Genomic DNA, 20,287 nt, shown 5'->3' with positions numbered 1-20,287 from the left:
TCAGCTACTGAAAGAAATCCGCTTTTAACGCAGTTTTTAACGCAACAAGCCCCGTTTACGGGGCTTGTTTCTCTATGAAACGATTTGGTTTGACTTACATTGCCTTATTAAAGAGGCCACCACCACGGTCTTCCATGGCTTCACGCCAGCCTCCTAACCACTGGGAGCGAATATCGAGATTTTGATAGGGACAAATTTCTTTAGAACGGCCAGTGACACCAGCCCGATAACCTTGTGCATGAGCACGCTCAAGACGATCACGTTTTTGTCTTTTCATACGGCAGTCTTCCTCAATCATTTTTTGATGACAACACTGAATAAATTTATTCAGTCCGCCATTAATAGATAGGGGAGATCCTGCAAAGGTTCAACTGTATTTTAATGGTTATTTCCCCTATCACCACTAACAGGCTGATGTGACAGAAGAATTACAGAAAAAAGAATCTACTCATTTTTTGCATCAAATAGAGGCCGAAAACGGAATGCAAGTTGCAGACGCACAGCAATCGGATCCTCTACCCTGTGCACTAAAGGTTGATATCGCCTGCACTTAACCAATCCTGGTTGAGCGAAACAATAAAAAACCCCAGTTTTTTAAGCTGGGGTTCGCTGGCTGTAGCCTTGTCTTACTTAACGGCTTAACGGCAAGGTTGGGTACTTGATACCTGCCATTTCGTTCATCACGCGTGTCACTTGCACGCTGTAGCCAAACTCATTGTCATACCAGACGTACAAGACACAGCGATCGCCATCGACAATGGTCGCTTGTGAATCAACCACACCAGCATAACGCGAGCCCACCAGATCAGACGAGACAACCTCAGTGGAGCTGGAGTAATCAATCTGATCCTGCAAGTCAGAAAACAACGCAGTTTTCTGCAAGTAACCATTGAGCTCGTCGCGGTCCGTTGCTTTATTCAGGTTTAATGACAGGATGGCCAAAGAGACATTAGGTGTAGGAACCCGGATGGCATTACCTGTTAATTTCCCTGCCAACTCCGGCAACGCTTTTGCCACTGCACTGGCAGCACCAGTTTCAGTGATGACCATATTTAATGGCGCAGCGCGGCCACGACGATCGGCTTTATGGAAGTTATCAATCAGGTTTTGATCGTTGGTATAAGAATGCACCGTTTCAACGTGGCCATTGCGAATGCCATACTCATCATTCAAAGCCTTTAATACCGGTGTAATGGCATTGGTGGTACAGCTGGCTGCTGAGACAATTTTCTGCTCAGGCAAGATCATGCTATGGTTTACACCATACACCACGTTCGGTACCTCACCTTTAGCAGGTGCAGTCAACAATACCTTTGCGGTGCCTTTCGATTCGAAGTGAATCGCTAAGGCTTTGTCGTCTTTCCATACCCCGGTGTTGTCCACCACCAACGCATCTTGAATGCCATACTGAGTGTAATCGACATCGGCAGGCGAATTGGCATAAATCACCTTGATAAAGGTACCATTGGCTTTGATGCCTTGATTCTCATGATCAACAGTGATGCTGCCATTAAAGAGCCCATGGATGGAGTCACGGCGCAGCAGACTGGCACGTTTCTCTAAGTCACCCTCTTTGCCTCCACGCACCACAATAGCACGCAAGCGCAGCTTGCTGCTGGGGCCAGAGCGCTCTAACATCAGGCGGGCTAATAAGCGACCGATCCGGCCAAAACCATACAACACCACATCGGTAGGCTTCACCTGATCTTCATGATCAAGCAGGTCGGCTAACTCACGGTTTAAATAGTCTTGCAGGCTGGCTCCATTGGAGGAGTTTTTGTACTGATAGGCATAGGCCAGTTTACCGACATCGATACGGCCAGGAGCCAGATTCATCTGACTAAGGGCTTCTAAAATTGGGTAACTTTCCCGCAAACGGAGCTTTTGTCCTTCAAAACGCTCGACCATCTTGTGCGCTTTGATCAGCTCAATGGTATCGGCATTAACCAGAGGTTTGCCGTACACCACAACTTCAATGCCTTTGTTGCGGTACAAGCGACCAATCAATGGTTGCATGTTTTCGGCGAATTCCTGGCGTTCCTGCCAGCTCTTCTGGTACTGTTCTTCGTGAGATAGGGTCATAGTTCGGCCTTTTAACTTCAGTATGCTGAATGTGGTTAATGATCAGGTACAGAGGCCGCCTGCCTCCAGACGGCGGCTTATTGTAATAGAAACTGAAACCCTACCACAACACTTACAGCTTTTATTTCCACTATCATGCCGAAGAATGCGTCTTATTCATCCTTTTTGAAACGCAACGACACCGAGTTCACACAGTAACGCTGCCCTGTTGGTGCGGGGCCATCATCAAATACATGCCCCAGGTGAGCATCGCAATTAGCGCAGAGTATTTCAGTACGTTGCATACCATGACTGCTATCGGTGACATAGCGCACCTGACTGGCTATCGACTGGTAGAACGATGGCCAGCCGCAACCAGCATCAAACTTGGTGCCGGAATCAAATAAATGCTGACCACAGCAAACGCAGTGATAACTGCCCTGCTCTTCATGGTACAGCAAGTCCCCGCTAAAAGGCGCTTCAGTGCCTTTTAAGCGAGTCACACGAAATTGCTCAGTACTAAGTTGTTGCTGCCATTCTTGTTCAGACTTTTTCATAGCGGTCTCCACATCGTATACAACTCTCAGCATGGATGCGTTGAGCTCAGAAACGATTTACATGCCGAATGGTTTCACACCGATCAACAGCTCATGCAAATGAAAGGCAAACAACCAATAGCCAACCAAGGCAATCACCACAGTGATGGCATCCCGGCTCCAATAGCCTACGCGCTGAACACCTTCAGCCCGGTCTTTACGTCTGGATACAGCAAAGCCAGCAACCGCCCAGATTAAAAAGCTAGCAAATAAAATCATTGCAACCAAAGTGCCATTGCTGACTAAATGCGCCAAGGCCCAGATTTTGGTGGCGAGTAACATCGGGTGCCCTACTTTGGCTTTAAGCTTCGAACCAGGAATGTAGGTAGCGATGAGAAAAATAAACGCCACCAGAGTCAGCAATGCTGTCAAATGCGCCATACCGCTTGGTGGCAGCCATACTAGGGTGGTACTTGCTCTGGCATCAGCATAACCCAGCACCAGCAACACAAAGCCAACCAAAGCAATAAGCGCGTATAACCCCTTCCACCCCTGAGGTCCAAGCTTACTGATCAGTTGCAATCGAACTGATGGTGCCAGCATGTACACTGAGTGCATGCCCAGAAATAAGATTAAACCTACGATCAATAACGTCATAATCACTCCATTCCTTCATAAAAATAAAACACAGCGACAGCAGATGCAGATCGCTCATAAGGGTTTAAAATAGCAGCGAACGCCGTTAAATGGCCAATCCTTGATCTGCATACGGATAATCATCAGCATCCAGACTTTCCTGATAGGTTTCGACCCGATCAGCAGCAATATCGGTGCGGTAAAAGTGAGCAATGTGATAGACAGCGTCGCCTTCATTCACCAGCGGTAACTTCAGTAAGCCTATCACGATGCCACTGCTCGGCGCCCATATCTCTTTCTCTGATTCACCAAAAGGGTCTGACACTACGCCGAGCAGAGTCTGATCTTTACTCACGCGCTCACCTTCACTGACAAAAGCACGGAAAATACCACTTTGCAGAGCTCGCACCCAGGCACTGGAGCGGGCCATCACAGGCTCAGGCGGTGCCGCTTTACGCGAGGTTGGCAGCATGCCTAGCTCACGCATGACACGAATGATGCCATTGACACCGCCACGAATAGAAAACTCATCAAAGCGCAGCGCTTCTCCAGCCTCATACAACAAAATCGGTACCTGTTTCTGACTGGCGGCCTCACGTAGCGAACCATCGCGGAGCTCCGAGTTGAGAATCACCGGTGTACCAAAGGCTTTGGCCATCCGCATGGTTTCGTCATCATCCAGGTTGGCTCGTATTTGTGGCAAATTAAAGCGGTGAATGGCACCGGTATGCAAATCGATGCCATGCGTCGATTGGTTAACAATTTCCGTCATAAACAAGCGAGCCAAACGACCGGCCAATGAGCCTTTTTGCGAACCCGGAAAGCTACGATTTAAATCGCGTCTATCTGGTAAATACCGGCTTTGGTTAATAAAGCCATGCAAGTTAACCACAGGCACAGCTAACAACGTGCCTTTTAACCTCTTTAATGCAGGTACTTTTAACAGGCGACGAATAATTTCTACACCATTGATTTCATCGCCATGAATAGCGGCACTGACAAACAATACCGGGCCATGCTGACGGCCACACAACACCTGAACCGGCATTGAAATTGGTGTATGGGTGTATAATTTACTGCCTTTAACATCAATGGTGCGGCGCTCACCCGGTTTTATTTCAATACCACCGATGGTGATGCTGTTATTTCGGCCACCAGCTCGGGTGGTGTCTGACTCTGCTGCCATTTAGCCTTGACCCTTGGTTTTAGTCCGGCTTGGTTTGGAATTATTTTCAATGAATTGAATGATCAAGCTGGCAATATCTTTGCCTGAAGCTTTTTCGATGCCTTCAAGACCTGGCGATGAGTTCACCTCCATCACCACAGAGCCATGGCTGGATCGCAGGAGGTCTACTCCACAGACATTCAGCCCCATTACCTTGGCTGCTCGTATCGCCGTCGCACGCTCTTCTGGTGTGATACGACACAAGGCAGCCGTACCGCCACGGTGCAAGTTAGAACGAAACTCACCTTCTTTCGCCTGACGCTTCATCGCCGCCACCACCTTGCCGCCGACCACAAAGACCCGGATATCGGATCCTTTGGCTTCTTTAATAAATTCCTGCACCAGGATATGTTGCTTTAAGCCCATAAAGGCTTGAATCACACTCTCAGCCGCCTGATTGGTTTCAGCCAGCACCACACCGATCCCTTGAGTGCCTTCCAGCAATTTAATCACGGCCGGTGCGCCGCCCACGATACTAAGCAAATCTTCCACATCATCCGGTGAGTGCGCAAAGCTGGTAACGGGTAAGCCAATGCCACGTCGTGACAACAATTGTAAGCTACGTAGTTTGTCACGGGAGCGGGAAATCGCCACCGACTCATTCAATGGGTACACGCTCATCATCTCAAACTGACGCAATACAGCGGTACCGTAAAACGTAATAGAAGCACCAATTCGTGGGATCACCGCATCAAAGCCAGTAAGTACTTCGCCTTTGTAATGAATTTCCGGGTTGTGCGAGGTAATGTTCATATAACAACGCAACGCATCGATCACCCGGACTTCATGGCCCCTCTCTTCAGCCGCCTCGACCAGCCGACGAGTTGAATACAGTTTGGCGTTACGGGATAAAATTGCAATTTTCATAAAGAAGTCGCCTTGGGTTCATCTGCTGAAGTAAGCCCTGCTAAGGGCTGAAGATAGGAAGCGCCGGGGTCAACCACGAAACGTTTACGCATCGCTTCGCGACCGAGCAGCATTCGAAACATCATGGTATCACGGCTGGTCAAGGATAATTCAATGCTAAAGCACTGACTACCAATCATCACCTCGGTTTGTATAAAGTACCGCTCCGTGACATTGCCACCTGAGTCCGTGACATTGCGTTTATCCAATACTTTGGCCTCACACCAAAGCTCGGTTTCTGTTTCCTGTTGGTTCGGGTGCAAGCCAAAACGGACCCAGGTTTCACCGCCACGCTCAAAGGGCACGACAGAGAAGGCATGCAAAGCAGAGCTTCGAGCTCCGGTATCCACTTTGCATTTTAAGGCGGGCACCTTTAAGCCAGGTAATGCCACCCACTCACGCCATCCGAGCATTAATGGTTCCGTAGTTGTATTCATTCACACCTCATACGGTAAATTTTCGCAAGTATAGGTAGCTAAACTACTGAATAGCAAGCGACAAATACACCCTATCGACAAGATTACGGCGTTATTTTCAATAAGCGCCCATCCGGCTGATCGGTCAGTAGATACACCGCGCCATCAGGGCCGGTTCGAACATCCCGGATACGCTCATTTAGTTCAGCAAAAAGGATCTCTTGCTGCGCAACCTGGTCACCGTCAAGAGCTACCCGTACCACATATCGGGAAGCTAAAGCACCAATCAGCAAGCTGTTCTGCCACTCAGGGAATAGCCCGCCACGATACAAAGTCATGCCTGATGGCGCGATCGAAGGAGTCCATTGCAGCAATGGCGGTTCCATCCCTGCCCGTTCGGTAAATGGTGTGATGCGAGCACCGGTATAATCAATACCATGGCTGACAATCGGCCAGCCATAGTTGGTGCCTGCCTCGATACGATTTAATTCATCGCCACCTTTAGGGCCGTGCTCGTGGCTATACACCACTTGATGCTCTGCATCGAACACCATGCCCTGAACATTGCGATGCCCATAACTGTAAATCTCAGAACGGCTGTCCGGATCATCGACAAAGGGGTTGTCATGTGGTACCGAGCCATCAGCATGCAATCGCACTATAGAGCCCAGGTGATTGCTACGCTGCTGCGCCTGTTCACGGTAATCAAAGCCATCACCAAGAGAAAGCAGCAGGCTACCATCATGCAACCAAACCAAACGGCCACCATAGTGTGCATTGCCTGTTTTGGCGGCCTGAGTTCGGAACAACTCTTCTACCGCCTCCAGACTATGTTGCTGATGATTTAAACGGCCGCGCGCCAAGCACGTATGGTTGGCCCGGGCCTGACCACAGGCATAACTGAAATACACCCATTGATCATTGGCAAAATCAGGCGATAACAACACATCAAACAGACCCGCCTGACCGGAGGAAAAAACAGCCGGAAGCCCTGCTAAGGGCTCAGGATGCAACTCACCATCAGCTGTAATCAGTCGTAATCGCCCTGGCCGTTCGGTCACCAGATACTGACCATCCGGTAAAAAAGCCAGCGACCATGGATGCTCAAGCCCTGCGGTTACTGTTTCAACCTGATACGAACGAGACGCATCAGCTGACCCGGCTGATGCTGCAGAGGCGGTGTCTGTCGATAACCACAGAGCCGGCAGTGCCAGCCAGAGGGCCATAGCTGAGGCAGCAGCCTTCGATTTCATCGACTCACCAGATTGATTCTGCACTTGTTTGGGCGTTGTCATGTATGCAAACAAAGTACCCGCCGCCGCCGCAATCAATAACAATACCGCCAACCCACTTACGCTTCGGCTCGCCGCAATTAAGGTCGGCATAGGTGCCAGCATATTGACCAATAACAAGGTGGTCCAAAGGCCTGCCAGAGCCCCTACCGAACAAAGGACAAGACGAGGTAATGACAGCCATCGTGCTAACAAGCAGGCTATACTTTGTGACAGCAAAAAGCTCAGACCAAAAATAAGTAAATAAATCGGTGAAAAGTGCAGGACATCATGCCAACTGGTTGTCAAACGATCACCAAGGCTAATAGCAACACCCAACTGCTGCAGCGCCAGTAAGTTTATCTGTGTCTGCGCCAAGGTACTTAGCAGCACCGCCAGCAGTAAGATCCAGCAAAAATGAAGCAACGTAGTGAACCAACCTGGGGTAGCAACCATAACTAACTCCTTTATTTTCCTTGTCTAATAGTAGTGCAGACCTGCCGCTACTGCTATGATTTCTTAATCGTGCCAATAAGATATAACCAACAGAGTATAAGCCGTGACCGATTGGACGGATCACTTAAACAACGTAGCCAACCAGCTTTGGCGCCTGAGCCCCCGGTGCCGTGAGGTTACCGACCCTGCCCATCTGAAACTGATTGCTCATCGTGGTGCCCATCAGCCGGGAACGCATGAAAAAGTCGCTAAGGATCCTCTGCTTGAAAATACCCTGGCTGCTTTTGATCGCTGTGTAACGCATGGACTATGGGGCATTGAACTGGATGTTCGATTGACCCGGGATAACGAGCCCGTGGTCCACCACGATCCTGCTTGTGGCCGGGTATTTCAGCGGCCCGATCTTGTTATCGCCGAAACTACCTTTGATACACTGCGGCGCGAACTGCCTCAAATTCCACACTTGTACGAAGTGATCGAGCGCTATGGTCAGCGATTGCATTTAATGCTGGAATTAAAAGAGTCCTGGCGTGAGCGCAACAAACAACCGCTTCAACTGCAAAAAGTATTGGCCCCGCTGGAGCCGGAGGTGGATTATCATTTGTTGAGCCTGGAACCGGATCATCTGGAAGGCTATCGTTTTCTGCCCACATCCGCTTTGGTGGATGTCGCTTTAACCAACACCAAAGACATCATCAGGCAAAACATTGCACTTGGCCATGGTGCCGTAGCCGGGTCTTTTGCACTACTCACTACACCACTGGTCAAGCAACTGCAACAGGCAGGTAAAGCCATCGGTACCGGTCAAATCAATCACCCGGATATTATGAATCGTGAAGCGGCTCGTGGCGTCGACTGGATTTTTTCCGATCAGCCGTTACGCTTGCAATGCCAACAAAAGTCCCGATAATAGATAGTCGAAAACAATAACATACAACTATCTACCATTGAGGTCTGCTATGAAAACCCTTATTGCGCTTAGCATTGGAACCGTGCTGGCAACCAGCAGCTTATTGCTGAATCCATTACCTGCTTCTGCCGCGACGCCTGCTCCCTATATCCATACGACATTTAATGTCACCGAATCCATGCAGCCAGCTGATGTGCTGGTGATTTTGGTTCCTGAGGAGCATGGTGAGCTCCGCTTATCCGGTTGGAGCCGTGACAGCCGCAATCACATCAATCGTGCTGTCAGCGTAGCAGATTTTACCGGTAAGGCCGGCAGTCAACTTGAGATCGTTGCTCCGGTGGGCTTGAGTTATAACCGATTATTGCTGATTGGTGTCGGGAACCCAACCGAGCTGAAGCGGGCGAAAGCCGAAGAAATGGGCGCAAGCTTAAGCAGCTGGGTCAATGGCAGCAAGGCCGAGACAGTGCATGTTCACAGCCAGCTGATTGGCAATGCGGGCGATAATCATCGCATTACCTCAGCCATGGCACATGGTGTTGAGCTACGTAATTACCGTTTCGATCGCTTTAAAAGCGCACCCGATGCCCGCCCTTCACAACAGTATAGCTGGCAGGTCGCTCTTGCCGCCGATGCACGCGCTGAGTTTGAGCAAAAACAAGCCCTGGCTCAGGGCGTTTTTACCGCTCGTGAGCTGACCAATCTGCCAGGTAGCTCTGGTTACCCTGCAGCCTTTGTTCGCTACGCCCAAGCCGTGCTGGAGCCTTTAGGTGTTGAAGTGACTGTGCTGGGCCCTGATGAAGTGAAAGCACTGGGCATGGGATCCTTGTACGGTGTCAGCCAGGGCAGCGATATGAAGGCTCATCTGCTGGTCGCGCGTTGGCGTGGTGCTGATGATGAAGCCCCTATTGCATTAGTCGGCAAAGGCAACACCTTTGATACTGGTGGCTACAATTTAAAAACTCAGTCCGCCTCGATTATTCGCATGCACACCGATAAAGCAGGTGGTGCCGCCGTAGTGGGTGCTCTCAAGGCGCTAGCTGGCCAGAAAGCTCCAGCGCATGTTGTGGGTGTGGTGCCACTGTCCATCAATATGATTTCTGGCGATGCGCAACTGCCAGGTGATGTGGTCACCGCAGGTGATGGCAGCACCATTGAAATTGGCAGCACCGATGCGGAAGGACGGCTTATTCTGGCCGATGGGATCTGGTATGCCCGTGAGCATTTAAATGCCCGGGTGATAGCCGATATAGCGACCTTAACCGGTGCTAAAGTGGGTGCACTGGGTACCGCCTATGCAGCTATGTTCACCCAGCACACGGATATCGAGCATACCCTGCGTGAAGCGGGCGAGCTGGTGCAGGAGCGAGTCTGGCCACTACCGCTGGATAACTACGATAACATTGTGAAAAGCCGTATTGCCGATCGCATCAATACCGGCTCGCCAGGTGCTCAGGCTGGTGCTATTTTCTTGCAACACTTTGCTGGCGATACGCCTTGGGTACACATTGATATGGCAGGTAATGCCTTTTCCGCCAGTGCTTCCGGCATTCACCCTGAGGGCAGCAACGGCTTCGGTGTCCGGCTGCTCACTGAGTGGGTTAAGTTGTATCAGCAACAAGATCAAGAGTAATTCGTCCGGCGGGTGGCAACACCCGCCTTATTTGTCTAAATCCCGCCACTGCTCTGCCACCTCACTGCCCCGGGCTTCTTGCACCGGCAACACCGCAATAATTGCAACGACAAATAACAGCAAACAAAACAAGATGGCATCGGCCAAACCAAAGGCCCATTGCATCAGGCCCAATCCCAGCATGCCAAAAACGGCCGCCAATTTGGTCGCCATGCCCCAAAAACCAAAGAATTCAGCCGACTTTGCCAAAGGGGTGAACACACCAACCAAGGCTCGGGCTGCAGATTGCGAAGCGCCCAAACTAGCACCAGCCAATACACCAGCTATCAGAAATACATACTGCGCTTGCCAATCAACATCGAACCATAGCCGAAACCATTCGGTCAGTAAGGGCGTTTGCCAGATGGCCAAAATCGCCAGCAACCACAAGCTTAGCGTCATCATATAAGTGACTTTAGCACCAATCCAGCTTTGCAAAACACCAAAACCAATGGCACCCAGAGCTGCCGTTATTTGCACCGTCACAAACATCAAGACCCGTACCTGCTCATCCCAACCAATGACCTGAGCACCGTAGATAAATGAGAAAGCGATGATGATATAAATGCCTGCCATGGCGAAAAAAATCGATACCAGTAAAACACGCAAGTCTCGAAACTGATGCATGGCCGACCAGGTGGTATGCAAACGTTGAAAAGCCATACCGAGCAGGCTTTGTCCCGGTGCTAGCGTGCGTTTGGTACCTCGCTCGCGCAACCAGATAAAGGTGGGGATCGCCGCCACTAAAAAGAAACCAGCAGCGAAAGGCCCGACCCAGCGAATGGTTGGGTAATTGTCCAGTGAGACATCACCAAGAAAAAACAAGGCAAAGGCGGTAGCTATTAAACCGCCGATATAGCCGAGGCTCCAGCCCAAGCCAGAAATCCAGCCTAAGGCCTTACGTGGTCCAAGATCCGTTAAAAAGCTGGCTATAAAGCCTTCGCCTATGGCGTAGGCGAAGTTTGAGATGATAATCAGCAGCATCGCAGGCCACCACCAACCTGGTTCCACCCAGTACAGCATGGCAGTGGCAACGACCGTCAAAAGATAACTGATAAACAGGAAGCGTTTTCGACTGGCGGAGTAATCCATCACCGCCCCACAAATAGGGTTTGCCACCACCACCATCAAATAACTGATGGCCAGCGAAATGCTCCACAGCAAATTGCCAAGCCGGTAATCCGGGGCATCACCAACGATCACTCTGGTAAATAGATCGCCAAAGATCACGGTAATGATCAGCAAGGTATAGCCTTGATTGGCGAAATCAAACATCGACCAACCAAAAATCTCCCGTTTTGGTGCCAGTTTTGTGGTGCTCATCAGCGACTCATCTGCAATCTGGATACCATCACTTTAGCAGTTATTTCAGGTTTTTTGATTATAAAATCCAATGGCATAATTTGCGATCATCCCAGCAGGACAGCAGAGCTGCCCTGCTGGATAATTAGCGAATATCCGCAGCTGGGCCAGATGGAATTGGCTCGGCTTTTAACTCAGGGATCGGCTCACGTTGCAACTTGCCGGTTAAATAATCAATGGCAAAATTTAGCTGAGCATCCTCGCCTTTATAGGTTGCCACCGGCATATTACGCACTTCGTAATCTGGCTCAACACCATAACCTTCAATCACGTAACGCCCATCCATGGCAAATTGTGCCGTTTCAGCCACCCGAGCCATTCCCCGATCCGTTAACGCATTGCGCCCGGTGAGCCATACGCCGGCACCGGCGGTTCGCATACCAACCAAAGGCCCTAGCTGCAGCGCTTTTACCCCAGCGGCGAAGGTTTCCCCATCGGAGTAGGTCAGTTGATCGGTCAGCACCACCAGGTGGCCGCGAAAAGCATGCTGCATATTGGTGTAAGGCGCACCTTGTGTTGGCTGCCAGAACGCCCAGGCACGACGCAGCAGCTTCTCGATGATCCAGCTATCGATATTGCCACCGCGATTGCGCCTGACATCAATGATCAAGCCCTCTTTATCGACATTGGCATAAAATTCACGCGCAAAATTAGCAATATCGTTTGGCCCCATGGCATAGAGGTGTAAATAGCCAAATTTATCGTCCGAAGCGCTTTGTACCTTACTGGCGTTATTCAGTACCCAGTCTTGGTAACGAAGCTGATGATCACGGCCCGCATTCACAGGCACCACCACCGTTTGCAGCGAACGATTGCCCCGTTTCAGATCCAGCAACACCTGCTGGCCCACCTGATTGCGTAGTTGCAATTGCACCTCGGCTTGATTACTAACCGTACGGCCATTCACCGCGGTAATAATATCGCCGATCTCTGCATTAACGCCAGGCTGAGCCAAAGGCGCCGCTTGTGAAGGTAATTCAGGATCAGTCCGATAAATATGCGCAATTCGAACACCATCGCTGGTGGTTTCAAGGCTGGCACCGAGGCTTGCTGCACTTGGAGTCGGCCCTTGCGTCGGATAATCACCGCCCCGGACCTGAGAATGCAAGGCATCAAGCTCTCCCATCATCTGAGCCAGCACATCGTCTAACTCGTATCGATCTGAGACACGTGCAACCAGTGGCTGATAACGCGATTTAGCATCATCCCAGTCCAAACCACGCATGGTTTTATCAAACAAAAACTCCCGCTGCATCAACCAGGCATCGCGAAACATTTGCTGCCATTCTTGCTTAGGATCCAATGCCAATTGCCACTGGCGACTGTTAAGTAAAGCTGAGCTGAGTTCAGTTGGCTCACGATCCCCTACTTCCACCACATACATCGGCCCGGTACCTCGCTGCTGATGCTTACGGAAATAAAGCTGTTTGCCATCGTTCGACACTCGGTAATCGGCAATCGCCGCAGCGTACTGCTCTATTTTTGCATCCCGGTCATCAATTTTAATCACCTTCAGTGCAGGCGCACTATTGGCTTCATAACTGGACTCACGCACAAATAAACGTTGCTCGGTTACAGTCAGCTGACTGTAATTACCGGCAGGCACTGGCACCTGCCACAGACGATCATTCAACCCCTGCCATGCCACTCTGGCCGGTGTGGCAGCTCTTCGGCCGCGACGAGCAGGCTCTTCCTCTACAACCGGTGCAGGAAGTTCGTTCGGCGCCTGAAACGGAAAGACAGCCTGCTCTTTCAGACTAACGGCAAAAATTTGGCTGCGTCGGTCAAACATCGGCCCAAGATTGCGGTCACCCCATGGGCTGCCTGGTGTAGCACGAAAGTGACGGTTGGATAAAAAATACAGCCAATTGCCATCCGGGCTAAACGAAGGCGAATACGACTCGTATTTACTGCTGGTGACCAGTTGCTGCTTTTGTTCACTGACCGAATACAGCAACACTTGGCTGCGCTGTTGGCGGGCCGCTATGGTCGTTACAGCAAGCAATTCACTATCGTGCGACCAGCGAATATCAGCAAAAGGAAATAACCCCACGCCACCAGTAATCGCTTTGCGGTTTTCCAGGGTGTTCAAATTCAACAGCCACAGATTACCTGCTTTATCGTCATGAGCCAGCCAATTGCCAGCGAAAGTCACTGCCATCTTTGGTCAGCTGCCTGGCTTCATCGCGGCCATCAGCGGCGTAGCGCCAAATTTCCAGCTCGCCGCTTTGGTCGCTGATGGCATACACCCACTTACCATCGTGACTTAAAATGGCTTCGCGCACCCGGCTGTGAGCAGGCGTTGCCACTTCGACCAAACGGGCGGGAGATTTGCTGGCGATAGCCACCTGGCCACGCGCAGTCAACACCACCTGATCGCCAAAACCGGCATAATGTGCGCTGTTCAGGTAATTAAGTGGTTGATCGAGCCAGCGTTCACGTTGGTGCGGCCGATCCGATTGCAGGCTAATCTCCAGCAAGCGATCCTCACCACTGCTGAGATCCAGCAAATGGATATCTGCGCCTAACTGATAGACAATGCGACCCTGGTTCAAATACGCCTGGCGCACCTGCCAGTCTTGATGGGCGGTATGTTGCTGGACATCACTGCCATCGCTTTGCATCGACCAGATATTTGGGTTGCCACTGTCATCACTGACAAAATACACCCGGCCCTGCCAGTACATCGGGTGACGAATAGAGCCCTGATGCTCAGCGCTCAACAGCTCCGCTTCTTTCTCGCTACCAACCTGATACCGCCATAGCTCACCTAAAGCGCCTCCGCGGTAAGTACGAGCATTATCGCCAGTCGCCTGCAAACCATGCTGAACAAAGTACAACCATTCGCCACGGCTATCCAGGGTGCCTTCAATGGCATCGGCCACCGGCAAGGTGCTGGTGGTCAGATTGAGCGGGTCGACCGTTTTCAACAACCAGAAGTTCGCGGGCCCGGCCACATGGTCGGTGGCGTACAACAGCTTGCCATCCTGCGTCCACCCCTGTAAACGCACCCGGCTGTTTTCAAAGGTGACGCGTTTAGCCACACCACCGCTGGCTGGCTTTACGTATAACTCTGGGGTTTGTTCATAACTGGCCACAAAGGCCAACCACTCACCATCGGGTGATAAACGGGCCTGAATCTCTTCGGTCGGGTGTGTCGTCAAACGCTGACCACGCAGCTGTTCTAGATCAGCCTGCCAGATATTGCCTTCCGAGGTAAACAGCAACTGGTTTTGCTGCAAAGAAGGAGAACGAAAATAACTATCGGATAAGGGCGCAGAAGCCAGCGCCTGAGCACTCAATACAGAGCCGATGGCAAATGCCAGTATGGTTTTGGTTATCGCGGTTTTTTTTATGGTAGCTTTCTTCAACATGGCTTGGTCTTGTTGTTAGCACAGAGTAAAACTAAGCTACCAGAACCAACCGTACAGGACCAGTTTCAATGCGGTAAATCTGTGAATTGCTGGGTTAAAGTGTTAAGTAAAGCACCCATAGTCAGGCTGGCAACAATCACGCGGCTATTGAGCCTTGAACCTGTCTGGCTTATGCGCTGCGCCATCGTCTAATAGCCTTGGTGGCTACAGCAACAACAGATGCGACCAGAGTAAACTGCCCAAACATTTGTAGCGCAAGCTTAGGCCAGAAGTTCACTTCTTCAGTAAAAAGTGGATGCCACACATAAACCAACGACAAATTGCCGGGAAAAAGTAACACCTGAGCGCCCGGCATAGGGCCACCCCACAACGCCCACAAGTTCCAGCTTAACGCAAAAGCGACTAAACCGACCACGACAGACGCCGCCCCCGAAAGAATGGCTATCGTTGATGTGTTAAGCTGACTCATAGCGGCCTGGTACAGCACTCATTTCCTTTCCTCTAATACATTACGCTTCAGTACAGCCGACGCGTTAGCGTTTAAAAACACATTTTCAAATGACTCCCCAGACGCAATTTTCTCAAGGTCATTGAAAAACTGATCTGAACGTATCAAAGGCTCTACAGCTAGTCGTGATGCTTGATAGTTTTGCCTAATGTTATTTGAAAAAAAGCTTTTGCCGCTTTTCAGCTCTTTTACCGCAGTAACAACGTCATCGGAGAGGTCTATATTTTCAGGTAAAAACGGCTCTCTGTAATCGAGTGTAAGTGCAGCCCCTTCATCAAACCATACAGGAACTTCCTTTAGAAAACGAAAGAAACCAACCCGATGTTGGATTTCGGCATGGAGCCACTCATGGGCAATCACATCAACGTTCAGGCCTTTAGGGCCAATGATGACACAAGCTCGCCAAGGCATTCGGTGCATCGAAGCCGTCTCATTTGCCCCCCAATGGGCAGCATTTTGAGTGTCAGCAGTAATCACAAATCGCGGTTTCGATATCGGTTTACCATAAACATCACTCATTCGCTCAGAAGCCGATTCAATAAGTTCGCTTATGATTTGAGCTTGCGGTTCAGCAAAGTCAGCCGCAAGAAATACCTCGCTAGTGAGCCGCTGGTAATTCATGAGCGGAAGTAAATCGCAGGCAAGTGCGTGTCTCTGAAATATGCCCCCGATAAGCACCAACGATACAGCAAAAATAAATACTACGATGAAAGCTTTGCGCACAGATCCTCCATAAGAGCTAGCGCCCCAAATGCCGTGGTTTGTTATGTAGCGTCATTTGCGATCTGCAGGATGGTTGACACCATCATAAGTAGGCACATTAGGTATTTTTAAAGGATTAATGCCCTCAAGACATGCGACATTAAAACCATACTGGGTCGGGTTTGACCTGCGTTGATGATGCGTATAGATACCACAGTGGCTACAAAAGTAATGCTTGGCTGTTTTTGTATTAAATTGATAGAGCTTCAGCAGGCTTTCACCTTTTAAAATTTTGATACCAGAAAGCGGAATTGACGCTGCAATTGCACCTCTTCTTCGGCAAAGTGAGCAGTCACAGCGACGCAAATCAATTAAACCATCAGGCAGGTCAAGCTCAAATTCAACAGAACCACAATGGCAAGAAGCCTTATGTTTAGCTTCTATGGCAATGCCGTCAACTTCTTTTAAATGTAAGGCCATACTTGGTTCCCGCAAAAAAGTAAACACTCAGAATATGTAACTTCATGCCAGCATATATACAACCATCATTAGATGGATTAACCCAAATAGTGGTTCCAGGTACTTTCATGATTTCATTGCCCGTGTTTCAAGTATCAGATAAAGCATGCTCACGCTTCATTATCTTCTGACATGATCCACTTAAAACCAGCATAAAGACCATAAACGAGCATAACAAATAAGCCAGTAAAAATAGCTCGATACAAATCCATTCCACTAAATCCGTGGGCTACGATTTGGTAAATGGCTGAACCTAGTCCAGTAAAAACACCACAGAATATAATATTTTTCATAGAGATGAGCCTAACCTTAAGACTATGGGCTTATAACGCAAAGCTTTGGAGAGGCTGAAGCCCAGCGTAAGTCGAACCAGCCGCGAGATTGGCGACAATAGCGCCTTGATAATCATTGAGCCTTCTCCCCCAGCCCAGCCAGATTGGCTAAGCTGGAAGGCGACCAAACCAAAAAGGAGAAGACCCAATGAAATTTTATACTACACAACATCCGTACTATTGTGGAATTGATTTGCATGCCCGCTCTTTGTACGTCTGCATTCTGAATGCTGATGGTGACACCATCATACACCGTGAAATCAAAGCATTTCCAGAACCTTTGCTCGATTTATTAGCACCTTACATCGGCAATATTGTTGTTGGTGTTGAATGCATGCACTGCTGGTATTGGGTGAGCGACTTTTGTGCTGAACATGGTATCGATTTCATTCTTGGCCATGCCTTATACATGAAGGCCATCCATGGCGGCAAAGCCAAAAACGATCGCATTGATTCCTATAAAATCGCTCACCTTATCCGTGGCGGTAACTTTCCCCTGGCCTATGTTTATCCACCAGAAATGCGCGCTGCCCGTGACTTATTGCGCCGTCGAACCCGTATCGTCCGTCACGGTGCAGATTTAAAAGCGCACGTCAAAAACACGACCAGCCAATACAATTTGCCGCCAATGGATCTGAACTTGCGGTATGACTTTGCACGTAAAGCCATGCGAAACCGCTTTGACGATGATTGTGTACAACGCAATATCGACCTCGACCTTAATATTATCGCGTTTTACAAACACGAACTCAGCTCCGTTGAATGTTTCATTGAAAAGCATGCGAAACATCATAGTGGTAGTGACTATCACATTCTCACCAGTTTCCCCGGTATTGGTCGCATTCTGGCACTCACCATTCTGTATGAGATTGGTGATATCGCCCGCTTTAACACGGTACAGGACTTTGCTTCATACAGCCGGCTGATTAAATGCAAAGCCGAATCGGCTGGTAAAAGTTATGGCACCCAAGGCAATAAAATCGGCAATGCCCATCTGAAGTGGGCCTTCGGTGAGATTGCCGTGCTTTATCTGCGCGGTAACGACAAAGCCAAAGCCCACTTACTCAAATTACAAAAGCGTATGAGCAAAGCGAAAGCTCTGTCCGCTCTGGCCCATAAAGTAGGCCGCTGCGTGTACTACATGCTGAAAAATCAGAAGGTGTTCGATGAAAAATGCTTCCTAGCCGGTTAAGTCGCGGGACAAGGTGAGCTGAACGTCTAACTGGAACACCATGGCTGATGCTCAAATGATGGTTGGGTAACCCTTAGCAATAAAGCTGAATCCCCCGCTTTCTGGCACACTGCCGTAGCCAAATGGCCTTGATTAGACACCTTGCCGCCGCGCATTACCATCAGCAAGATGGTTTGCACCTGTGCTGAGCCTGAAACTAACTGGCTTTAAGCCCGACGCCTTGAATAGCGCCAGCAACAGGTTAACCGATGAATGTCTGGTGCCCCTGCTGTCAGCAAGGATGCTGAAATCAGCAGGCGCTCATTGAGCATGAGGTAAGAGAGCCCCGATATGTGTTTGTTGCAGGCTATCGCCTGGCAACCATGATGACAGATGAAGCAGTCTATCTTGCTGATGGACAAATACCTGGCCGCTAGCGCGGCCAGAAGAGCGGTTTTACCTATTGACTCCGAGTGGGCTCATATGTGTTATGCATCATCTTTTAGCAACTTATGAAGCACATCTATGCGCTTGTTAATTCTTTTGCTTTCAGCATGCAATTCTGAACTCAGACCAAATATAAGAATTAAAAAAACATACAATATTGGTTGCTGCATGATTTCTGGATACATCCATATCAAAAAAGCCATGCCTAAAAACATGCTAGCAAATCTGATTACGCTACCTTTCCAATTTGGACGCAGCCTTTCAAACTCTTCTGAAAGCGCCTGCTTCTTTTGTATTTTATTAAAAACTAAATGAGCTTCAACCTCATCCTTGTTCATAAGATGTTCCTCTAGTGATGTATAACGCTGCCAGCAGCGGCCGAAAAGCCGCGCAGCGGGTTAACGTCGCAGCCAGCGCTTTTTACTGGCGATAAAATTTGTTTGTTGTGCGCCTTGCTCTTAAATTTACTTGATACCATAATTAGGTATATTTTGGTACTCGGAGAACTGCACATGGCCAAGAACACTAGCATCACCCTTGGAGAACACTTTGAGGGCTTCATTACAAGCCAGATCCAAAGTGGGCGTTACGGCTCAACGAGTGAAGTTATTCGCTCAGCACTACGCTTACTCGAAAACCAAGAAACTAAACTACATACACTTCGTCAACTACTTGTCGAAGGTGAACAAAGCGGTGACTCGGATTATGACCTAGATAGCTTTATCAATGAACTTGATAATCAAAACTCTCGATGAAGCCATTTAATCTCACCGTTGCTGCTAAAGCCGATTTACAAGATATCGCATTATTTACCCAGCGTCGCTGGGGAAAAGAGCAACGAAATATTTATTTAAAACAATTTGATGATTCATTTTGGCTTTTAGCTGAAAACCCCGACATCGGTAAAACATGCGATGAAATCAGAGAAGAATATCGAAAATTTCCTCACGGTAGCCATGTCATCTTTTATCAACAGATCGGCAGTCAACAAATTAAAATCATCCGAATTCTTCATAAGAGTATGGATGTTAATCCGATACTTGGCGCGTAACGCCCCGCAACAGCGGAATATTGGAGTGGATTGTTTTACGGTAGCGTAGCGTAAACCGCAAAACAAGGAACGGAAAATATTTCCGCCTGATTGCGATTGTTAGGTGCTGGAACGCCTTAGCATCAAACTTCATTTGCAGAACAATCAATAACTTTATTAAGGTTATCCTCGCAGTATCTAATGACTGCATTCACAATCTTAAATAGAGGGTGTGTTCCTAGGCTTTTTGGGTCATTTTTCTCATATATATAACGCCACTCAACAAATACATCATCATATTTTTTTAGCCCCTCGGAGACAGATCCTTCATACTTTTCCTGCCTTGCATACTGGGTTATTTCATTTCGAATATCCTCTGGCAAGCCATCAAATAATTTACTGAGGGCATGGCCTTTGCCGCTCGGTAAAATTTTTAATGTTTCATCCCTGCCTTGATAAACTGTAGTTCCGTTTACTTCTATCTCATCTTCCAGGTTAGTCATAGAGGCATTTATTGACTTAAGAAATATCTCTGCTGATAGACAAATATTTATCATGCCTGGAACAAAAAAATTATTATCTTCAGATTCAATCAAAACCTTACCTGCTTCCCCAAACGCCTTTCCTTGACAGTAGATTTCTTTCATGCATTTGTAGCGAGTGGTTCGTTGATATACTTTTCCCATTTCACCCTCAGAATTTTTTCAGTGGAAGCTCACTAACATTTTTGGTGCATGACGTAACCAGAAAACCACC

At 48.9% G+C, this 20,287-nt stretch carries 20 protein-coding genes and 1 pseudogene; 5 read left to right on the top strand and 16 right to left on the bottom strand.

The features are described from left to right. Window positions 1-94 precede the first annotated feature (94 nt). From rmf to Q3O60_RS15575, 8 genes are all read right to left on the bottom strand, one after another. Window positions 95-277 carry a ribosome modulation factor gene (gene rmf, locus Q3O60_RS15610; RefSeq protein ID WP_305894863.1) on the bottom strand — a complete coding sequence of 61 codons (183 nt, stop codon included), beginning with the start codon at window positions 275-277 and terminating at the stop codon, window positions 95-97. A gap of 353 nt (window positions 278-630) precedes the next feature. Continuing rightward, entirely contained in the window at window positions 631-2,082 is a 1,452-nt protein-coding gene (locus Q3O60_RS15605) for a glyceraldehyde-3-phosphate dehydrogenase (RefSeq protein WP_305894862.1), read from the bottom strand. Between the two features lie 152 nt (window positions 2,083-2,234). Next, on the bottom strand, window positions 2,235-2,618 hold the full coding sequence (msrB, locus tag Q3O60_RS15600; protein ID WP_305894861.1) for a peptide-methionine (R)-S-oxide reductase MsrB: 384 nt from the start codon (window positions 2,616-2,618) through the stop codon (window positions 2,235-2,237). Between the two features lie 57 nt (window positions 2,619-2,675). Then, window positions 2,676-3,254, bottom strand: a complete 579-nt coding sequence (locus Q3O60_RS15595) for an NnrU family protein (RefSeq protein ID WP_369812680.1) — start codon at window positions 3,252-3,254, stop codon at window positions 2,676-2,678. Window positions 3,255-3,339: 85 nt separating this feature from the next. Further along, window positions 3,340-4,419 carry a succinylglutamate desuccinylase/aspartoacylase family protein gene (locus Q3O60_RS15590; protein ID WP_305894859.1) on the bottom strand — a complete coding sequence of 360 codons (1,080 nt, stop codon included), beginning with the start codon at window positions 4,417-4,419 and terminating at the stop codon, window positions 3,340-3,342. Continuing rightward, window positions 4,420-5,325 (bottom strand): 30S ribosomal protein S6--L-glutamate ligase, encoded by a 906-nt coding sequence (rimK, locus tag Q3O60_RS15585; RefSeq protein ID WP_305894858.1) that lies wholly within the window; start codon window positions 5,323-5,325, stop codon window positions 4,420-4,422. Next, window positions 5,322-5,801 carry an ATP-dependent zinc protease family protein gene (locus tag Q3O60_RS15580; RefSeq protein ID WP_305894857.1) on the bottom strand — a complete coding sequence of 160 codons (480 nt, stop codon included), beginning with the start codon at window positions 5,799-5,801 and terminating at the stop codon, window positions 5,322-5,324. The genes rimK and Q3O60_RS15580 overlap by 4 nt, the downstream gene beginning before the upstream one ends. A gap of 83 nt (window positions 5,802-5,884) precedes the next feature. Next, window positions 5,885-7,507 carry a PQQ-dependent sugar dehydrogenase gene (locus Q3O60_RS15575; RefSeq protein WP_305894856.1) on the bottom strand — a complete coding sequence of 541 codons (1,623 nt, stop codon included), beginning with the start codon at window positions 7,505-7,507 and terminating at the stop codon, window positions 5,885-5,887. Window positions 7,508-7,610: 103 nt separating this feature from the next. Here Q3O60_RS15575 and Q3O60_RS15570 point away from each other — a divergent pair, with 103 nt between their 5' ends. After that, complete coding sequence (locus Q3O60_RS15570; protein WP_305894855.1) at window positions 7,611-8,417, top strand: glycerophosphodiester phosphodiesterase; 807 nt, start codon at window positions 7,611-7,613, stop codon at window positions 8,415-8,417. Window positions 8,418-8,466: 49 nt separating this feature from the next. Beyond that, window positions 8,467-10,047, top strand: coding sequence for a leucyl aminopeptidase family protein (locus Q3O60_RS15565; RefSeq protein ID WP_305894854.1), 1,581 nt, complete (start codon window positions 8,467-8,469; stop codon window positions 10,045-10,047). 27 nt (window positions 10,048-10,074) lie between these two features. Here Q3O60_RS15565 and Q3O60_RS15560 read toward each other — a convergent pair whose 3' ends face one another. The 6 genes and pseudogenes from Q3O60_RS15560 to Q3O60_RS15535 form a co-directional block, all read right to left on the bottom strand. Beyond that, window positions 10,075-11,409, bottom strand: a complete 1,335-nt coding sequence (locus Q3O60_RS15560; protein WP_305894853.1) for an MFS transporter — start codon at window positions 11,407-11,409, stop codon at window positions 10,075-10,077. Window positions 11,410-11,533: 124 nt separating this feature from the next. Then, a pseudogene (locus Q3O60_RS15555) lies at window positions 11,534-14,822 on the bottom strand (S41 family peptidase). Between the two features lie 169 nt (window positions 14,823-14,991). Beyond that, a complete protein-coding gene (locus Q3O60_RS15550; RefSeq protein ID WP_305894852.1) occupies window positions 14,992-15,291 on the bottom strand; it encodes a hypothetical protein in 300 nt (99 codons plus the stop codon). A gap of 18 nt (window positions 15,292-15,309) precedes the next feature. Further along, entirely contained in the window at window positions 15,310-16,053 is a 744-nt protein-coding gene (locus tag Q3O60_RS15545) for a hypothetical protein (RefSeq protein WP_305894851.1), read from the bottom strand. Window positions 16,054-16,104: 51 nt separating this feature from the next. After that, complete coding sequence (locus Q3O60_RS15540; RefSeq protein WP_305894850.1) at window positions 16,105-16,512, bottom strand: GFA family protein; 408 nt, start codon at window positions 16,510-16,512, stop codon at window positions 16,105-16,107. 149 nt (window positions 16,513-16,661) lie between these two features. Further along, window positions 16,662-16,844 carry a hypothetical protein gene (locus tag Q3O60_RS15535; protein WP_305894849.1) on the bottom strand — a complete coding sequence of 61 codons (183 nt, stop codon included), beginning with the start codon at window positions 16,842-16,844 and terminating at the stop codon, window positions 16,662-16,664. 187 nt (window positions 16,845-17,031) lie between these two features. Between Q3O60_RS15535 and Q3O60_RS15530 the strand changes: the two genes are divergently transcribed. After that, complete coding sequence (locus Q3O60_RS15530) at window positions 17,032-18,075, top strand: IS110 family RNA-guided transposase (RefSeq protein WP_305894848.1); 1,044 nt, start codon at window positions 17,032-17,034, stop codon at window positions 18,073-18,075. 467 nt (window positions 18,076-18,542) lie between these two features. On the opposite strand, the gene Q3O60_RS15525 is transcribed toward Q3O60_RS15530, so the two are convergent. After that, on the bottom strand, window positions 18,543-18,839 hold the full coding sequence (locus tag Q3O60_RS15525) for a hypothetical protein (RefSeq protein WP_305894847.1): 297 nt from the start codon (window positions 18,837-18,839) through the stop codon (window positions 18,543-18,545). 174 nt (window positions 18,840-19,013) lie between these two features. Here Q3O60_RS15525 and Q3O60_RS15520 point away from each other — a divergent pair, with 174 nt between their 5' ends. Further along, the gene (locus tag Q3O60_RS15520; protein WP_305894846.1) at window positions 19,014-19,256 is read left to right on the top strand and encodes a type II toxin-antitoxin system ParD family antitoxin; all 243 of its coding nucleotides are present in this window, start codon (window positions 19,014-19,016) and stop codon (window positions 19,254-19,256) included. Further along, window positions 19,253-19,552, top strand: coding sequence for a type II toxin-antitoxin system RelE/ParE family toxin (locus Q3O60_RS15515; RefSeq protein ID WP_305894845.1), 300 nt, complete (start codon window positions 19,253-19,255; stop codon window positions 19,550-19,552). Before Q3O60_RS15520 ends, Q3O60_RS15515 begins: the two co-directional genes overlap by 4 nt. 122 nt (window positions 19,553-19,674) lie before the next feature. Here Q3O60_RS15515 and Q3O60_RS15510 read toward each other — a convergent pair whose 3' ends face one another. Next, window positions 19,675-20,178, bottom strand: coding sequence for a hypothetical protein (locus Q3O60_RS15510; RefSeq protein ID WP_305894844.1), 504 nt, complete (start codon window positions 20,176-20,178; stop codon window positions 19,675-19,677). Between the last annotated feature and the right edge of the window lie 109 nt (window positions 20,179-20,287).

The organism is Alkalimonas collagenimarina, from assembly GCF_030717845.1.
In the GTDB taxonomy this organism is placed as follows: domain Bacteria; phylum Pseudomonadota; class Gammaproteobacteria; order Enterobacterales; family Alteromonadaceae; genus Alkalimonas; species Alkalimonas collagenimarina.
This window is presented reverse-complemented; position numbering and strand designations above follow the sequence as displayed.

Bases quoted from the DNA above. Each gene is read 5' to 3' on its own strand.
- rmf (WP_305894863.1), bottom strand. From the start codon at position 277: ATGAAAAGACAAAAACGTGATCGTCTTGAGCGTGCTCATGCACAAGGT.
- Q3O60_RS15605 (WP_305894862.1), bottom strand. From the start codon at position 2,082: ATGACCCTATCTCACGAAGAACAGTACCAGAAGAGCTGGCAGGAACGC.
- msrB (WP_305894861.1), bottom strand. From the start codon at position 2,618: ATGAAAAAGTCTGAACAAGAATGGCAGCAACAACTTAGTACTGAGCAA.
- Q3O60_RS15595 (WP_369812680.1), bottom strand. From the start codon at position 3,254: ATGACGTTATTGATCGTAGGTTTAATCTTATTTCTGGGCATGCACTCA.
- Q3O60_RS15590 (WP_305894859.1), bottom strand. From the start codon at position 4,419: ATGGCAGCAGAGTCAGACACCACCCGAGCTGGTGGCCGAAATAACAGC.
- rimK (WP_305894858.1), bottom strand. From the start codon at position 5,325: ATGAAAATTGCAATTTTATCCCGTAACGCCAAACTGTATTCAACTCGT.
- Q3O60_RS15580 (WP_305894857.1), bottom strand. From the start codon at position 5,801: ATGAATACAACTACGGAACCATTAATGCTCGGATGGCGTGAGTGGGTG.
- Q3O60_RS15575 (WP_305894856.1), bottom strand. From the start codon at position 7,507: ATGGTTGCTACCCCAGGTTGGTTCACTACGTTGCTTCATTTTTGCTGG.
- Q3O60_RS15565 (WP_305894854.1), top strand. From the start codon at position 8,467: ATGAAAACCCTTATTGCGCTTAGCATTGGAACCGTGCTGGCAACCAGC.
- Q3O60_RS15560 (WP_305894853.1), bottom strand. From the start codon at position 11,409: ATGAGCACCACAAAACTGGCACCAAAACGGGAGATTTTTGGTTGGTCG.
- Q3O60_RS15550 (WP_305894852.1), bottom strand. From the start codon at position 15,291: ATGAGTCAGCTTAACACATCAACGATAGCCATTCTTTCGGGGGCGGCG.
- Q3O60_RS15540 (WP_305894850.1), bottom strand. From the start codon at position 16,512: ATGGCCTTACATTTAAAAGAAGTTGACGGCATTGCCATAGAAGCTAAA.
- Q3O60_RS15535 (WP_305894849.1), bottom strand. From the start codon at position 16,844: ATGAAAAATATTATATTCTGTGGTGTTTTTACTGGACTAGGTTCAGCC.
- Q3O60_RS15530 (WP_305894848.1), top strand. From the start codon at position 17,032: ATGAAATTTTATACTACACAACATCCGTACTATTGTGGAATTGATTTG.
- Q3O60_RS15525 (WP_305894847.1), bottom strand. From the start codon at position 18,839: ATGAACAAGGATGAGGTTGAAGCTCATTTAGTTTTTAATAAAATACAA.
- Q3O60_RS15520 (WP_305894846.1), top strand. From the start codon at position 19,014: ATGGCCAAGAACACTAGCATCACCCTTGGAGAACACTTTGAGGGCTTC.
- Q3O60_RS15515 (WP_305894845.1), top strand. From the start codon at position 19,253: ATGAAGCCATTTAATCTCACCGTTGCTGCTAAAGCCGATTTACAAGAT.
- Q3O60_RS15510 (WP_305894844.1), bottom strand. From the start codon at position 20,178: ATGAAAGAAATCTACTGTCAAGGAAAGGCGTTTGGGGAAGCAGGTAAG.